This is a genomic window from Streptomyces sp. NPDC107581 (genome assembly GCF_055657175.1).
In genome coordinates this window covers 313,921-328,710 of the sequence record NZ_JBVKBH010000001.1, presented here as the reverse complement: position 1 = coordinate 328,710, position 14,790 = coordinate 313,921, and the positions used below count along the sequence as shown (strand labels likewise).

At 71.0% G+C, this 14,790-nt stretch carries 14 protein-coding genes; 8 read left to right on the top strand and 6 right to left on the bottom strand.

Going from position 1 to position 14,790, the window contains the following annotated elements; genetic code table 11:
• Positions 1 to 34: 34 nt before the first annotated feature.
• The 4 genes from dnaJ to ACZ7P3_RS01510 all read left to right on the top strand — a co-directional run bounded on the left by dnaJ (position 35) and on the right by ACZ7P3_RS01510 (position 5,037).
• Positions 35 to 1,207 (top strand): molecular chaperone DnaJ, encoded by a 1,173-nt coding sequence (gene dnaJ / locus ACZ7P3_RS01525; RefSeq protein ID WP_472078331.1) that lies wholly within the window; start codon positions 35 to 37, stop codon positions 1,205 to 1,207.
• Between the two features lie 8 nt (positions 1,208 to 1,215).
• Positions 1,216 to 1,674 (top strand): heat shock protein transcriptional repressor HspR, encoded by a 459-nt coding sequence (locus tag ACZ7P3_RS01520; RefSeq protein ID WP_472078330.1) that lies wholly within the window; start codon positions 1,216 to 1,218, stop codon positions 1,672 to 1,674.
• Between the two features lie 532 nt (positions 1,675 to 2,206).
• Entirely contained in the window at positions 2,207 to 3,313 is a 1,107-nt protein-coding gene (locus tag ACZ7P3_RS01515; RefSeq protein WP_472078329.1) for a sugar ABC transporter substrate-binding protein, read from the top strand.
• 683 nt (positions 3,314 to 3,996) lie between these two features.
• The gene (locus ACZ7P3_RS01510) at positions 3,997 to 5,037 is read left to right on the top strand and encodes a helix-turn-helix transcriptional regulator (RefSeq protein ID WP_472078328.1); all 1,041 of its coding nucleotides are present in this window, start codon (positions 3,997 to 3,999) and stop codon (positions 5,035 to 5,037) included.
• Here ACZ7P3_RS01510 and ACZ7P3_RS01505 read toward each other — a convergent pair.
• Genes ACZ7P3_RS01505 through ACZ7P3_RS01490 form a run of 4 tightly spaced genes read right to left on the bottom strand, consistent with a single transcriptional unit; the run spans position 5,000 to position 9,003 of the window.
• Positions 5,000 to 5,980 (bottom strand): helix-turn-helix transcriptional regulator, encoded by a 981-nt coding sequence (locus ACZ7P3_RS01505; RefSeq protein ID WP_472078327.1) that lies wholly within the window; start codon positions 5,978 to 5,980, stop codon positions 5,000 to 5,002. The genes ACZ7P3_RS01510 and ACZ7P3_RS01505 overlap by 38 nt on opposite strands.
• Positions 5,977 to 6,987 carry a helix-turn-helix transcriptional regulator gene (locus ACZ7P3_RS01500; protein ID WP_472078326.1) on the bottom strand — a complete coding sequence of 337 codons (1,011 nt, stop codon included), beginning with the start codon at positions 6,985 to 6,987 and terminating at the stop codon, positions 5,977 to 5,979. The genes ACZ7P3_RS01505 and ACZ7P3_RS01500 overlap by 4 nt, the downstream gene beginning before the upstream one ends.
• Positions 6,984 to 8,003: a helix-turn-helix transcriptional regulator gene (locus ACZ7P3_RS01495; protein ID WP_472078325.1), complete on the bottom strand. Its 1,020-nt coding sequence runs from the start codon at positions 8,001 to 8,003 to the stop codon at positions 6,984 to 6,986. Before ACZ7P3_RS01495 ends, ACZ7P3_RS01500 begins: the two co-directional genes overlap by 4 nt.
• A gap of 25 nt (positions 8,004 to 8,028) precedes the next feature.
• Complete coding sequence (locus ACZ7P3_RS01490) at positions 8,029 to 9,003, bottom strand: helix-turn-helix transcriptional regulator (protein ID WP_472078324.1); 975 nt, start codon at positions 9,001 to 9,003, stop codon at positions 8,029 to 8,031.
• Between the two features lie 359 nt (positions 9,004 to 9,362).
• Here ACZ7P3_RS01490 and ACZ7P3_RS01485 point away from each other — a divergent pair, with 359 nt between their 5' ends.
• The gene (locus tag ACZ7P3_RS01485) at positions 9,363 to 9,698 is read left to right on the top strand and encodes a hypothetical protein (RefSeq protein ID WP_472078323.1); all 336 of its coding nucleotides are present in this window, start codon (positions 9,363 to 9,365) and stop codon (positions 9,696 to 9,698) included.
• A 158-nt stretch (positions 9,699 to 9,856) separates the two neighbouring features.
• Here the strand turns inward: ACZ7P3_RS01485 and ACZ7P3_RS01480 are convergent, their stop codons facing one another.
• On the bottom strand, positions 9,857 to 10,324 hold the full coding sequence (locus ACZ7P3_RS01480) for a pyridoxamine 5'-phosphate oxidase family protein (RefSeq protein ID WP_472078322.1): 468 nt from the start codon (positions 10,322 to 10,324) through the stop codon (positions 9,857 to 9,859).
• A 139-nt stretch (positions 10,325 to 10,463) separates the two neighbouring features.
• On the opposite strand from ACZ7P3_RS01480, the gene clpB reads away from it, so the two are divergent.
• Entirely contained in the window at positions 10,464 to 13,061 is a 2,598-nt protein-coding gene (clpB, locus tag ACZ7P3_RS01475; RefSeq protein ID WP_472078321.1) for an ATP-dependent chaperone ClpB, read from the top strand.
• A 198-nt stretch (positions 13,062 to 13,259) separates the two neighbouring features.
• Here clpB and ACZ7P3_RS01470 read toward each other — a convergent pair whose 3' ends face one another.
• Positions 13,260 to 13,481: a hypothetical protein gene (locus ACZ7P3_RS01470; RefSeq protein ID WP_472078320.1), complete on the bottom strand. Its 222-nt coding sequence runs from the start codon at positions 13,479 to 13,481 to the stop codon at positions 13,260 to 13,262.
• A gap of 139 nt (positions 13,482 to 13,620) precedes the next feature.
• Here ACZ7P3_RS01470 and ACZ7P3_RS01465 point away from each other — a divergent pair, with 139 nt between their 5' ends.
• Both ACZ7P3_RS01465 and ACZ7P3_RS01460 read left to right on the top strand, forming a co-directional pair.
• Positions 13,621 to 14,151: a type III secretion system chaperone family protein gene (locus ACZ7P3_RS01465; RefSeq protein WP_472078319.1), complete on the top strand. Its 531-nt coding sequence runs from the start codon at positions 13,621 to 13,623 to the stop codon at positions 14,149 to 14,151.
• Between the two features lie 78 nt (positions 14,152 to 14,229).
• Positions 14,230 to 14,496, top strand: coding sequence for a Uma2 family endonuclease (locus ACZ7P3_RS01460; RefSeq protein WP_472078318.1), 267 nt, complete (start codon positions 14,230 to 14,232; stop codon positions 14,494 to 14,496).
• Positions 14,497 to 14,790 lie beyond the last annotated feature (294 nt).

Genomic DNA, 14,790 nt, shown 5'->3' with positions numbered 1-14,790 from the left:
TAATCACTGAAGACAGGAAGGAGGGACGTCGGGGATGAGCACCAAGGACTTCATCGAGAAGGACTTCTACAAGGTCCTCGGCGTCCCCAAGGACGCCACCGAGGCCGAGATCAAGAAGGCGTACCGGAAGCTCGCCCGCGAGTTCCACCCGGACGCCAACAAGGGCAACGCCAAGGCGGAGGAGCGCTTCAAGGAGATCTCCGAGGCGAACGACGTCCTCGGCGACCCGAAGAAGCGCAAGGAGTACGACGAGGCACGCGCCCTGTTCGGCAACGGCGGCTTCCGCCCCGGGCCGGGCGCCGGCGGCTCCTACAACTTCGACCTGGGCGACCTCTTCGGAGGAGGGGGCAACGCCCAGAGCGGAGGCTTCGGCGGCGGAATCGGTGACGTCTTCGGGGGCCTGTTCAACCGCGGCGGTGCCGGCTCGGGCACCCGTACCCAGCCCCGGCGCGGCCAGGACATCGAGTCCGAGGTCACGCTGAGTTTCACGGAGGCCATCGAGGGCGCCACGGTGCCCCTGCGGATGTCCTCCCAGGCGCCCTGCAAGGCCTGTTCGGGCACCGGCGACAAGAACGGCACACCGCGGGTGTGCCCGACCTGTGTCGGCACCGGACAGGTGGCGCGGGGTTCGGGCGGCGGATTCTCGCTCACCGACCCCTGCCCCGACTGCAAGGGCCGCGGTCTGATCGCCGAGCACCCCTGCATGGAGTGCAAGGGCAGCGGACGCGCCAAGTCCTCGCGCACGATGCAGGTCCGGATCCCGGCCGGGGTCACGGACGGCCAGCGCATCCGGCTGCGCGGCAAGGGCGCGCCCGGCGAGCGGGGCGGTCCGGCGGGCGACCTGTATGTGATGGTCCACGTCGGCGAGCACCCGGTGTTCGGGCGCAAGGGCGACAACCTCACCGTCACCGTGCCGGTGACGTTCGCCGAGGCGACCCTCGGCGGTGAGGTACGGGTCCCGACCCTCGGCGGCCCGGCCGTCACCCTGAAGCTCCCGCCCGGCACGCCCAACGGGCGTACCATGCGCGCCCGGGGCAAGGGTGCGGTCCGCAAGGACGGCACCCGCGGCGATCTGCTGGTCACCGTCGAGGTGAGTGTCCCGAGGGACGTGTCGGGGAAGGCTCGTGACGCGCTGGAGGCGTATCGCGAGGCGACCGCGGGCGAGGACCCGCGGGCGGAGCTGTTCGAGGCCGCGAAGGGAGATTGACAGCCGCCATGGACACTTCAGGCCGTCGACGGAACCCGTATGAACTGACCGAGGAGACTCCGGTCTACGTCATTTCGGTGGCGGCCCAGCTCTCCGGACTGCACCCGCAGACGCTGCGCCAGTACGACCGGCTCGGTCTGGTCTCCCCGGACCGTACGGCCGGACGAGGCCGCCGCTACTCGGCCCGCGACATCGAACTGCTCCGCCAGGTGCAGCAGCTGTCGCAGGACGAGGGCATCAACCTGGCCGGCATCAAGCGGATCATCGAACTGGAGAACCAGGTCATCGCGCTCCAGTCCCGCGTCGCGGAGCTGGAGGCGGCCCTGGACGGCGCGGCGGCCGCGATGCAGCAGCGTGAGGCCGCCGTCCACGCCTCCTACCGCCGCGACCTGGTCCCGTACCAGGAGGTACAGCAGACCAGCGCGCTGGTGGTGTGGCGCCCCAAGCGGCAGCAGCCGTCGGACTGACGGCACCTCAGCAGCACCGGGCCCGCGGACGTCCACCGTCCGCGGGCCCTTGCCGTGGCGTCGCGTGGCCTGCCGGGGCCCTTGCCGTGCCGTCGCGTGGCCTGCCGCGGCCGTGGCGTCGGGGACCGCGTCCTCGCGCCACTCGGGTGCCGGTCGGCACGTGGTCCGCCGGTTCCGTTCCGGCGGTGCGGCGCAGTACGACCCGGGACCGACGCGCCCGCCACGACGATCTCGCCCTTTCCCGCGCCGGACGCTTCAGCAGGAGGACCGCACGGGGTGGATGGCCGGGTCTGTTCGATCACCTGATCGAGTGGACTCCTTTGCCATCTCATGGACTCTCCTTGAATGGAGGGTCCGTAAAGAGTGTTTGGAGGCGATTCCGCTGCTCCTTCACAGGTGCAGCGGAGCGTGCTGTTGCGCACTCGTTAAGTAGTTCCGCTTGACGCCGGGTAGCGGCTGCAAGTTGTCTTTTCAGACACCTGGGTCGTAAAGCAGCACCCACGTCCGGAACGCACCTGAAGTGAGTCCTCGAATGCGTCGTATCGCCATAACCGTGGCTGCATCCACCATGACCCTCTCGCTCGCCGGCTGCGGCGTGCTGAACGCCACGGGGGACAGCGCGAGCGCGAGCCCGACCAAGGGCGACGACGTCACGATCGGGCTGCTGCTGCCGGAGAAGGCGAACTCCCGCTACGACAAGTTCGACTACCCCATCATCAAGAGCAAGGTCGCCGAGCTGACCCACCAGAAGGGCAAGGTCTCGTACGCGAACGCGAACGCGGACGCCACCCGGCAGGCCGGCCAGCTGCAGCAGATGATCGACGACAAGGTCGACGTCATCCTGCTCGACGCGGTCGACTCGCACGCCATCGCCGGCGAGGTCAAGAAGGCCAAGGACGCGGGCATTCCGGTCATCGCCTACGACCGGCTCGCCGAGGGCCCGATCGACGCCTACATCTCCTTCGACAACGAGCTGGTCGGCGAGGTGCAGGCCCGCTCGCTGCTGGCGGCCCTGGGGTCGAACGTCGACACCTCCGACAAGGTCGTCATGGTGAACGGCTCGCCCACCGACCCGAACGCCAAGCAGTTCAAGCAGGGCGCGCTCTCCGAGCTGAACGGCAAGGTGGACATCGCGGAGAGCTTCGACACCAAGGAGTGGAAGCCGGAGAACGCCGAGGCCGAAATGACCGAGGCGATCAACAAGATCGGCAAGAACAACATCGCCGCGGTCTACGCCGCCAACGACGGCATGGCCGGCGGTGTCATCAAGGCCTTCGAGGCGGCCGGTGTCACCAAGCTGCCCCCGATCACCGGCCAGGACGCCGAACTGGACGCGGTCCAGCGGGTCATCGCCGGCGAGCAGTACATGAGCGTCTACAAGTCCTACCCGGACGAGGCCGAGGCCGCCGCCCAGATGGCCGTCACCAAGGTGCAGGGCAAGGACATCCAGTTCGACGCCCTCACCCAGGACAAGGTGGACAGCCCCACCGGCAAGGACATCCCGGCCAAGCTGGTCCAGGTGACCGAGCTGACCAAGGACAGGGTCAAGGACACCGTCGTTGCGGACGGGATCTACACGGTCGGCGACATCTGCACCGTCAAGTACAAGACGGCCTGCGCGGCCGTCGGCCTGAAGTAGCGGCAGGCGCGGCGCGAGGCCCCGGACGGCGGCCTGCGGCACGGCGGCCTGCGGCACGGCGGCCTACGGCCCGCGCACGGCGGCCTACGGCCTGCGGCACGGCGGCCTGCGGCCCGCGCACGGCGGCCTACGGCCTGCGGCACGGCGGCCTGCGGCTCGCGGCGCGGCGAGCCCCCGGAGGCGAGCGCCATCGGCGTCCGGTGCCCGTGGCGGTGGGTCCCCGGACCGGCGACTACGGCGCGGTCGATCGCGGCGCGGGCCCCGTCGTCACCCGCGCGTGCGGGACCGCTGACGCGGAGCGGCCGGCGGACCACCGGAGAACAACACGGGACGCGGCAACCATCGGCGGGTTTACGACGGTTGCCGCGTCACGTGCTGAGCGGCCCTCTCACATCGCGCCACCCCCGTGAGCGCGATACGACGGCCCCGGCCGAACGGGGGGGTGTCCGGCCAGGGCCGCCCCGGGTGCTGGTGCACCCGGGGGAAGCGGGAACAACGATGCCTCCGTGACGATCGCGCCACCACCATCATCTTGTTGCAATGCGACGGGCGGAGGCCGGATGAAAACCGGTCATAACGCCGGTTTGCGGTGCCCGTGGCCGCGCGAGCCGTGTTGCGGACCCGGTCCCGGCCGCGCATAGTTGCGCTGCGGAAGTGGCAGCAAGCCGGGGGTGGAATGGGCGATGGCCGGGCGCGGGACGGAGGAGCATCCACACGGTGCCGACCGACTGTGCGGGGCCGGGGATCGCGTGTATTCCCGGGCCGTGCGTCGGGGACGGGTGCCCCGCACGGACGCGGAGCCGGTGCCCTGCCTACTGGAACTGGCCCTGCTGCACCCCGACCCCGACGACATGGACTGGCTGGTGCCGACCTCCCCGCAGGAGGTGATGACCCGGCTGCTGCGCGGGGTCCACGACGAGGTCCGGGAGAGCCAGCGGCGGGTGGGCTCGGCGGTGGCCGCCTTCGAGTGGTACGCGGGCCTGGGCCGCCAGTTGCAGGCGCTGTCGGCACCGGGCGAGGGCACGGCCATCCGCGTGCTGGACGGGCTCTCCCGCATCCAGGCCGCGATGGACGAGGCGACCGACGCGTGCAGCACGGAGGTGCTGATCGTGCAGCCCGGCGGCATCCGGCGGGAGGACGAGCTGACCGAGGGACTGCACCGGGCGGTGGCCCTGCGCGGCCGGGGTGTGCACATGCGCGCCCTGTACACGCACGTGGCCCGGCACGGGCAGGGGCTGCTCAACTACCTTGACCTGATGGGTGACTCGGTCCAGGCGCGCACCCTGGACGAGGTCATCGACCGGCTGATCCTGTTCGACCGCACCGTCGCCTTCATCCCCGCCAACACCGAGCGCACGATGGCCCTGGAGCTGCGCCACCCGGCCCTGGTCGAGTACCTGGTGACCGTCTTCGAACGCCTGTGGCGCCTGGCACTGCCGCTGACGGCGGCCCTGCCCGACAGCGGCATCGAGGGCATCTCGCACCGCGAGCGGTCCATCGCCGCGCTGCTGGCGGAGGGCCACCAGGACGCGGTGATCGCCGAGCGGCTCGGCATCAGCGTCCGTACCTGCCGGGCCCATATCGCCCGCCTGTCGGACACCCTCGGCGCGGCGAGCCGCACTCAACTGGGCGTGCGCATCGCCCAGGTGGGTCTGGACCAGCCCCTGCACACCGGCCCGCCGGTGCTCAGGATTCCCGATCAAGAATCCCCGACCGGGCGATGAGGTAGCCGAGCTGGGCGCGGCTCTCGCTGCCGAGGGTGGTGGCGAGCTTGGCGATGTGGACGCGGGCGGTGCGCACGTTCATGCCGAGGCGGTCGGCGATGACGGTGTCGGTGTGGCCCTCCACGAGCAGGGCGGCGATGGCGCGCTGGCGGGGGGTGACGCCGTTCAGGGTGGGGCGCTGGACGGCCTGCGGATGCATGGGCGTGGCCAGACGCCACAGCCGGTCGAAGGCCGTCGCGAAGAACCGGAGCAGGGCCGGGTGGCGCACCTCCAGGGCGAGCCGCCCGTCGTCGCCGGCCGGGACGAACGCCACCGTGCGGTCGATCAGGATCAGCCGGTCCGGCAGCTCGTCCAGGGTGCGGGCCTCCACGTCGCCGCGCAGCTGCTCGTAGCGGGCCAGGACGAGCGGCAGATGGCGCTGGGTGTGCTGGTAGAGGGTGCGGATGCGGCCGCCGCGGTCGAGCAGCGCCTGGTCGCGGTCCATGGCGACGGCCTGGGCGGCCTGGCCGCGCTCGTTCTGGTAGTGGCTGTAGGGCTGGACGCAGAGCACCTCCTGGGCCGCTCCGGTCATGGCGTCGCTGATGGCGCCGTTGATGCGGCCGGTGCCGCAGAGAACGCGCAGGGTGGGGGTGTCGGTGTGCGCACCGTGCTGCGTCCCGCCGTGCAGCAGGGGTTCGAACAGCGCCACCAGGCGGTCCTCGCGGCGGCGTTCCTCGGCGATGCGGGCGCGGGAGCCGCGCAGGAGGTGGCTCAGCAGGGCGGCGGGGGCGACGGGTTCGAGCCGGCCGAGGTCGTCGAGGGCCGGGTGCAGCAGCCCGAGGTCGGTCAGGCAGGGGGCGTCCGCGGCGTCCCCGGCGCGCAGGAAGCCGTCCCGCAGGGCCTGCTCGTAGCGCTTGGCGCCCGCCTCGCACAGCTCCTCGATGCCGTGCTCGTGCCGGCTCATCCGGTTGCCCCCTCCGGATCGAGCAGCCCGGATCCCGCTATCAGGTAGCCGAGCTGGGCGCGGCTCTCGCTGCCGAGGGTGGCGGCGAGCTTGGCGATGTGGTCACGGGCGGTGCGCACGTTCATGCCGAGGCGCTCGGCGACGACGGTGTCGGTGTGGCCCTCCACGAGCAGGGCGGCGATGGCGCGCTGGCGGGGGGTGACGCCGTTCAGGGTGGGACGGCGCACCGGTTCCGGGAACATGGGCGTGGCCAGCCGCCACAGCCGGTCGAACGTGGTGGCGAAGTAGCCGACCAGCGCAGGATGGCGGACCTCCAGCGCGAGCGAGCCTTCGTCGTCGGCCGGCACGAACGCCACCTTCCGGTCCATGACGATGAGCCGCTCGGTCAGCTCGTCCAGGCAGCGGGCCTCGACGTCACCGCTGAGCCGTGCGTTGTGGCCGTGGACGGCCGGCAGATGTACCACCGTGTGCTGGAAGAGGGTCCGGATGCGGCCGCCGCGGTCGAGCAGCCGCTGGTCACGGCGGACGGAGATCTCATGGGCGGCGGCGCCGCGCGGACCGGCGAGTCCGGAGTGCGGCTGGATGCACAGGACCTCCTCGTGCGCCTCCTCCATCGTCTCGGTGAGGGCCTGGTTGATGCGCTGGGTGCCGCTGTGCAGGCGCAGCAGCGGGGCGTCGGGGCCGGTGCCGCCGTCGGCCGCCCGGGGCCCGTCCGTCCGCAGCAGCGGCTCGAACCGCTCCACCAGTCGTTCCTCGCGCCGGTACTCGTCCGCGATCCGGGCCCGGGAGCGGCGCAGCAGCCGGTTCAGGGCGGCGGCGGGGGGAACCGGTTCGAGCCGGGCGGGGTCGTCGCGGGCCGGGTGCAGCAGGCCGAAGCCGGTCAGGCAGGGGGCCCGGCCGGCCTCGCCGGCGCCCAGGTGGCCGTCCCGCAGGGCCTGTGCGTACAGCTCCTCCCCGGCGGTGCACAGCTCCTCGGCCGGATGATCCCGGTGCGCTGCCGCGCTCACTCCACCGCCACCTCCCCCTCCTCCTCGCCGTCGTCCTGCTTCAGGATCCCCGACTCGCCTATGAGATAGCCGAGTTGGGCCCGGCTCTCGCTGCCGAGGGTCGCGGCGAGCTTGGCGATGTGGACGCGGGCGGTGCGGATGTTCATGCCGAGGCGGTCGGCGATGACGGCGTCGGTGTGCCCTTCCACGAGCAGGGCGGCGATGGCCCGCTGGCGGGGGGTGACGCCGTTGAGGGACGGCTTCTGGACCGCCTCCGGGTACATGGGCGTGGCCAGGTGCCAGAGCCGGTCGAAGACCGTCGCCAGGTACTCGACCATGGCGGGGTGGTGGATCTCCAGCGCGAGCGTGCGGTCCTTGTTCGCCGGGATGAAGGCGACCGCGCGGTCGAAGACGAGGAGCCGTTCGGTGACCTCGTTCAGCGTGCGGGCCTCGACATCGCCCTGCAACTGCTCGTACCGGGCCTGGACCGTCGGGGCGTGGCGCAGGGTGTGCTGGTAGAGGGTGCGGATGCGGCCGCCGCGGTCGAGCAGGGCCTGGTCGCGGTCGAGGGCCAGGGCGTGGATCTGCGGGGGCGTGCGGGTGTGGGTGACGTGCGGGTGGATCGCGAGGCACTCCTGTGACGCGTCCGCCATGGCGTGGGAGATGGCCTGGTTGATCCGGTCGACGCCGCTGTGCACCCGGATCGTCGGCGGTTCACCGGCGGCACCGGTGAGCCCGGCACTCGCCCGCAGCAGCGGTTCGAAGGACTTGGCGAGGTGTGCCTGGTGGCGCCGCTCGTCGGCGATGCGTTCCGCCGAGGTCCGCAGCAGCTCGTGCAGGGCGACGGTCGCGGCGACGGGCTCCAGCCGGTCCATGTCCTCGACGGCGGGCTGCAGCAGCCCGAACTCCAGCAGGCAGGGCGCGGCCTCGGCCTCCGCGCTGCTGATCCGCCCCTCGCGCAGGGCGCGCTCGTACAGCTCCGATCCCGCCGGGCACAGCTCCTGGGCGCTGTGCCCGGGGTGCGGCGCCCAGCTCATCGGGGCGCCCCCTCGGGTATGCCGCTCACGGCCGGCCGCCCGGCTCCGGCAGCGAGGTGCCCTTGTCCAGGATCCCCGACTGGGCGATGAGGTAGCCGAGCTGGGCGCGGCTGCCGCTGCCGAGGGCCTGGGCGAGCTTGGCGATGTGGGCCCGGCAGGTGCGGACGTTCATGCCCAGGCGGCGGGCGATGGCCTCGTCGACATGGCCCTCGACCAGGAGCTTGGCGATGGAGTGCTGGATGTCGGTGATGCCGTCGGGGGCCGTCTCGTAGGGGGTTCCGGCGGTCAGCGGCACCGCGCGGTTCCACATGAACTCGAACACCTTGGTCAGATAGCTGACCAGGCCGGGGTGGCGGAGTTCCAGGGCCACCTGGCGGTCGTCCCTGATCGGGATGAACGCCACGGTCTCGTCGCAGATGATGAGCCGCTCCACGAGTTCGTCGATGGTGCGGTACTCCACCTTGCCGTTGGTGAACTGGTCCACGTAGGCCAGCCGGTCGGGGCTGTACCGGGCCGTGTGCTGGTACAGGGTCCGGATCCGCACCCCGCGCTCGATCAGCGGTTTGTCCCGTTCGAGCCCCTCGATGAGCCGGTGTTCGGGGCGCCGCCGGCCGCTGGGCTGCACAGTGAGCATCTCCGTCCGGCACTGGGCGGTGGCCAGGTCCAGCGCCGCGTTGATCCGGTCGAGCCCCTCCAGGACGGTGATCGAGTGGGTCGGCGCGCTCTCCTGCGCGCTGAGCGCCATGAACGGTTCGAAGGCGTCGGCCAGGGCCACGGACATCCGGCGCCGGTCGCTGATCTCCCGCTCCAGGGGGTGGAGCCGCTGGGCGAGGGCCACCGAGGGCGGGACGGGGCGCAGCCAGCTCGCGTCGTCCGGATCGGGGTGGAGGAGGGCGAACTCCATCAGGCACGGAGCCGCCTCGGCATCCGAGCGTGCGATGCGACCGGTGCGCAGTGCCGTCGCATAGAGGCGGTTGCCTTCGTCACACAGCTCGGTCATCGCATGGGGATGTGCCGCCTTAGTCCCATTTGTTGCCAAATCTCCACCCCCCAGGGTCCTGAACGTGCAGGAACATGATGCACCGATCGTGTGGTCATGACGTGCCCGAATGAGCCATCGTCTTACTCGACGGGGGAAGAGGGGACCTTCAAGTGAGGACGAAGCCGACTATGCGTAAGAGAATGCTTCGCTCGGTGCTTGTCGCCGCCTTCTCCGCCGTTGTGGCCTTCGGAACACTGGCCGGCCTCTCCGGCGCACAGGGTGACGGCCACAAGTCGAGTGGTACTCGGACGGGGACGGTAGCTGTCGGCGTCAAGACTCCGGTCAGCATGGATGACAGTGTCTGGGACTGACTGACTATGACCACTCCACCAGACGACCGCTCCTTCCGGCGCGAAATGGCCACCGCCTACCGCTCGGGCTGGCACTTCATCGACCTGGTCACCGCCATCCCCCACAGTGGTGACTCGCTGATGGTGACCGTGTTCGGCGAGCCGGTCGTCGTCACCCGGGACGACGACGAGGATGTGCGCGCGTACCGGTGTCTGCGCAAGCCCCGCGGGGCGCCGCAGCCGGTGCGGTGTGCCGTCCGCTACGGCATGATCTTTGTGAACCTGGACCAACGGGACCATCGGCTGGCTGAGCCGGAGGAACCGGACCTGAGGACGATCTCGGCCACCCCCCGCAGTGCCTGACGCGATTCCCCCGTCGTAAAAAAAATCGCTCAGGTGCTTCCCCCCGCAGCGGCGTCACCGTGACCTGAACACGGTGACGCCGCTGCAGTTTATGGCGACATTTCGCTGTATGGGAGCGCTTTCGCGGTGGCTGAAACCAACCGGTTGACCGCCCCGTCTCAGCCCCGCCCGAGCGCCCGCTCCACCTCTATCTCGATCACCACCCGGAAGGGGTTCTCGCGGGGCACGCGCCCGTACCGCTCGGCATAGCGACGCTCCGCCTCCGCGACCCGCTCCCGCTCCCGGCTCCGCTCCAGCGGGGGGACCCCCAGCGCCTCGCCCCGCACCCGCGCCCGGCCCTCCAGCGTGGCCCAGCGCCGGCCGTCCACCTGGCACACGGCGACCCGCGCACCCCCGGCCCCGGCCGCCAGGATGTGGGACACCTTCGCGCTCGTCCGGTTCGTGATCACCCTCGCCAGCCCCGCCTCGGGGTCGTAGGTCACCCCGACCGGCACCACGTGCGGGCTGCCGTCGGGGCGCAGGGTCGTCAGCGTGCACAGGTGCCGCTCCCGCCAGAAGGCGAGGTACGGCTCGTCCGGGGCAACCGGGTCCACGGAGTGCGCGGAGTGCGCGGTCATGGCAGTCATGGGCCGAAACCTAGCCGCAGATCCCTCCCCGCCCAGCCTTGAGCGGAATAGACTCAACTTTGTGTACGCTGGTTAAGTCAGCAGTGGGAGACGTGAGAGGCACGGCCGAGGAGCCGGCGCCGAGGAGGAGAGCGGATACGTGGACGCCGAGCTGACCAACAGGAGCCGGGACGCGATCAACGCGGCAAGCAACCGTGCCGTGACCGCGGGGCACCCGGACCTCACCCCCGCCCACCTGCTGCTCGCGCTGCTCGCGGGGCAGGACAACGAGAACATCACCGACCTGCTGGCCGCCGTCGAGGCCGACCAGGCCGCCGTGCGGTCGGGCGCCGAGCGGGTGCTGGCCGGGCTGCCCAGCGTGACCGGCTCCACCGTGGCGCCGCCGCAGCCCAACCGCGAGCTGCTCGCGGTGATCGCCGACGCCGGCGAGCGGGCGAAGGAGCTCGGCGACGAGTACCTGTCCACCGAGCACCTGCTGACCGGCATCGCCGCGAAGGGCGGCGCGGCCGGCGAGGTGCTCCGGCAGCAGGGCGCCGACGCGAAGAAGCTGCAGGAGGCCTTCCGGAAGGCCAGGGGAGGACGCCGCGTGACCACCGCCGACCCCGAGGGCCAGTACAAGGCCCTGGAGAAGTTCGGCAGCGACTTCACCGCCGCCGCCCGCGAGGGCCGCCTGGACCCCGTCATCGGGCGGGACCAGGAGATCCGGCGGGTCGTCCAGGTGCTCTCCCGCCGTACGAAGAACAACCCGGTCCTCATCGGCGAGCCCGGCGTCGGCAAGACCGCCGTCGTCGAGGGGCTCGCCCAGCGGATCGTGAAGGGCGACGTGCCCGAGTCACTGAAGGACAAGCGGCTGGTCTCGCTCGACCTCGGCGCGATGGTCGCGGGCGCCAAGTACCGCGGCGAGTTCGAGGAGCGGCTCAAGTCCGTGCTCGCCGAGATCAAGGACTCCGACGGGCAGATCATCACCTTCATCGACGAGCTGCACACCGTCGTGGGCGCCGGCGCGGGCGGCGACTCCGCCATGGACGCGGGCAACATGCTCAAGCCGATGCTGGCCCGCGGCGAGCTGCGCATGGTCGGCGCGACCACGCTGGACGAGTACCGGGAGCGGATCGAGAAGGACCCCGCCCTGGAGCGCCGCTTCCAGCAGGTGCTGGTCGCCGAGCCGACCGTCGAGGACACCATCGCCATCCTGCGCGGCCTCAAGGGCCGCTACGAGGCCCACCACAAGGTGCAGATCGCCGACAGCGCGCTGGTCGCGGCCGCGACCCTGTCCGACCGCTACATCACCTCGCGCTTCCTTCCCGACAAGGCCATCGACCTGGTCGACGAGGCGGCCTCCCGGCTGCGCATGGAGATCGACTCGTCCCCGGTCGAGATCGACGAACTCCAGCGCTCGGTGGACCGGTTGAAGATGGAGGAGCTGGCCATCGCCAAGGAGACCGACCCGGCCTCCCGTGAACGCCTGGAGAAGCTGCGCCGCGACCTCGCCGACAAGGAGGAGGAGCTGCGCGGCCTGACCGCCCGCTGGGAGAAGGAGAAGCAGTCCCTCAACCGGGTCGGTGAGCTGAAGGAGAGGCTGGACGACCTGCGCGGCCAGGCCGAACGTGCCCAGCGCGACGGCGACTTCGACACCGCGGCCAAGTTGCTCTACGGCGAGATCCCGCAGCTGGAGAAGGAGCTGGAGGCCGCCTCCGAGGCCGAGGAGGAGGTCGCCGAGGACACCATGGTCAAGGAGGAGGTCGGCTCCGACGACATCGCCGACGTCGTCGCCGCCTGGACCGGCATCCCCGCCGGGCGCCTGCTGGAGGGCGAGACGCAGAAGCTGCTGCGCATGGAGGACGAACTCGGCAGGCGGCTCATCGGCCAGAGCGAGGCCGTACGGGCCGTGTCGGACGCGGTACGGCGCTCCCGGGCCGGAATCGCCGACCCCGACCGGCCGACGGGTTCCTTCCTCTTCCTCGGCCCGACCGGTGTCGGCAAGACCGAACTCGCCAAGGCGCTCGCCGACTTCCTCTTCGACGACGAGCGGGCCATGGTCCGCATCGACATGTCGGAGTACGGCGAGAAGCACAGCGTGGCCCGCCTGGTCGGCGCGCCCCCCGGCTACGTCGGCTACGAGGAGGGCGGCCAGCTGACCGAGGCCGTGCGGCGGCGCCCGTACAGCGTCGTCCTGCTGGACGAGGTGGAGAAGGCCCACCCGGAGGTCTTCGACATCCTGCTCCAGGTACTGGACGACGGGCGCCTGACCGACGGTCAGGGTCGCACGGTCGACTTCCGCAACACCATCCTGGTGCTCACCTCCAACCTGGGCAGCCAGTACCTGGTCGACCCGATCAGCAGTGAGGCGGAGAAGAAGGAGCAGGTGCTGGAGGTGGTCCGCACCTCCTTCAAGCCCGAGTTCCTCAACCGGCTCGACGACCTGGTGGTCTTCTCGGCGCTGACCAAGTCCGAACTGGAGCGGATCGCCCAGCTCCAGATCGACCGCCTGGCCAGGCGGCTGGCCGAGCGCCGGCTCGCCCTGGACATCACGCCCGAGGCGCTGGCCTGGCTCGCCGAGGAGGGCCTGGACCCGGCCTACGGCGCCCGCCCGCTGCGCCGCCTGGTGCAGAGCGCCATCGGCGACCGCCTTGCCAAGGAGATCCTCTCCGGGGAGATCAAGGACGGCGACACGGTCCGTGTGGACCGCTTCGGCGAGGGCCTGATCGTGGGCCCGGCGACCGGAAAGACGCTCTGACCGGACGGCCGTTCCGACCCGGCCGTTCTGTCCGGGGGGATGTCCTGACCCGGACGTTCTGTCCGGGGGGATGTCCTGACCCGGACGTTCTGTCCGAGGGATGTCCTGTCCCGGCCGTTCCGGCCGGGAAGACGCTCTGAGACGGGCCGGCCGCGTGGCACGGGCGGCCGGCCCGTGTGTCGCACGGGCCGGCCCGCCTCACACGGTGAACGCCGTGAACTGCACCAGTGCGGTGTCCGTGCCCTCGTAGGTCACGTTCACGGTGACCGCGTCCGCCCCGGCACCGGCCGGGGGCCGGGCGTACTCGGAGTCCAGGTTCAGACAGAGGTCGGCCCCCTCGCGGCAGTCCTCCGTGCACAGTGCGGGCAGCGCCGCGATCGCCGCGACGACGACCCGCTTGGTCCGCACTCGCCCCGCCATACCGGCCCCCTTCGTCCTCGGGCCTTCCGCCCGACCGGACGGATCATGTCAGCCGACGGCTGACAGGCCGCGCCAGGGCTTGCCACGCCCCTCCCCGCATGGGGGAGGATGGCGGAATCCGTACGAAGGGAAAAACACGGTGACCATCGACCCGTCCTCGATTCCGAACTTCGGGGGCCAGCCCGAGCCGCAGCCCCAAGGGCCGGCCGGCCCCGTCGTCCCGGATCAGGACCTCGTGAAGCAGCTCCTCGACCAGATGGAGCTGAAGTACGTCGTCGACGAGGAGGGTGACCTCGCGGCGCCGTGGGAGCTGTTCCGCACGTACTTCATGTTCCGGGGAGAGGCCGATCAGGCGGTCTTCTCGGTGCGGACCTTCTACGACCGCCCCCACAAGATCGACGAGAAGCCGCAGCTGCTGGAGTCCATCGACGACTGGAACCGCCGCACCCTGTGGCCCAAGGTGTACACCCACACCCACGACGACGGCACCGTCCGCCTCATCGGCGAGGCCCAGATGCTGATCGGCACCGGTGTCGACCTCAACCACTTCGTCTCCTCCACGGTCAGCTGGGTGCGGGCCGCGATCGAGTTCGACAGGTGGCTGGTGGAACAGCTGGGCCTGGAGGAGGACGTCGAGAACGGGGAGCAGCCGGGCGGCGACGAGGAGTGATCCCGGCCCCCTGCGACCGCTGAGGTCCGGGGGCGCCCGCCCCCGGACCACCGGTCGGACTCACATGCCATCAGGTCGATGCAGATCGACTCCGCTCTCGCCCTCGGTCGTCACGCGAAGGTCACTTCCGACGTCTACATCGACTTCCCCGCCGACGAGAACTCCGCCCCCGACCTGGTCATCCTTCGCGAGGACGCCCGCCGGGAAGGCAAGCGCTACAGCTTCGAGGACGTCCTGCTGATCTCCGAGGTCGTCTCGACCTCCTCCGCGCGCAAGGACTACGACGACTGCACCGCGAAGTACGGCCGCTACGGCATCCCGATCTACCTGTTGGTGGACCCCTAGGCCCAGGAAGTCGTCCTCCACACCCAGCCGACCGGCACCGGTTGCATCGCGGCGCACACCCACAAGTACGGCACGGGCAAGCTCCCCATCCCCCTGGCCGACGGCCGCACCTTCACCCTCGACCTGGACGAGCTCCCGCGTCCGGAGCCTGAGGCGAACGCCCGCTGACGAAGGACTCCCGGTGTGGCCGTGCCCTTGGCGCCGCCCTCGTCGGACGTGGTCGTTCTGGGTCGGGCGCGACTGGCCGTGGTCGGCGGGGGTGACTGCCCACGTACTGCCCTGGGGCAGCGGGTC

Excerpts from the sequence above, each read along its gene's own strand:
- ACZ7P3_RS01460 (WP_472078318.1), top strand. The coding sequence starts at position 14,230 with ATGCAGATCGACTCCGCTCTCGCCCTCGGTCGTCACGCGAAGGTCACT.
- ACZ7P3_RS01495 (WP_472078325.1), bottom strand. The coding sequence starts at position 8,003 with ATGAGCTGGGCGCCGCACCCCGGGCACAGCGCCCAGGAGCTGTGCCCG.
- ACZ7P3_RS01480 (WP_472078322.1), bottom strand. The coding sequence starts at position 10,324 with ATGACTGCCATGACCGCGCACTCCGCGCACTCCGTGGACCCGGTTGCC.
- ACZ7P3_RS01520 (WP_472078330.1), top strand. The coding sequence starts at position 1,216 with ATGGACACTTCAGGCCGTCGACGGAACCCGTATGAACTGACCGAGGAG.
- ACZ7P3_RS01485 (WP_472078323.1), top strand. The coding sequence starts at position 9,363 with ATGACCACTCCACCAGACGACCGCTCCTTCCGGCGCGAAATGGCCACC.
- ACZ7P3_RS01470 (WP_472078320.1), bottom strand. The coding sequence starts at position 13,481 with ATGGCGGGGCGAGTGCGGACCAAGCGGGTCGTCGTCGCGGCGATCGCG.
- ACZ7P3_RS01510 (WP_472078328.1), top strand. The coding sequence starts at position 3,997 with ATGGCCGGGCGCGGGACGGAGGAGCATCCACACGGTGCCGACCGACTG.
- dnaJ (WP_472078331.1), top strand. The coding sequence starts at position 35 with ATGAGCACCAAGGACTTCATCGAGAAGGACTTCTACAAGGTCCTCGGC.
- ACZ7P3_RS01505 (WP_472078327.1), bottom strand. The coding sequence starts at position 5,980 with ATGAGCCGGCACGAGCACGGCATCGAGGAGCTGTGCGAGGCGGGCGCC.
- ACZ7P3_RS01515 (WP_472078329.1), top strand. The coding sequence starts at position 2,207 with ATGCGTCGTATCGCCATAACCGTGGCTGCATCCACCATGACCCTCTCG.
- ACZ7P3_RS01490 (WP_472078324.1), bottom strand. The coding sequence starts at position 9,003 with ATGACCGAGCTGTGTGACGAAGGCAACCGCCTCTATGCGACGGCACTG.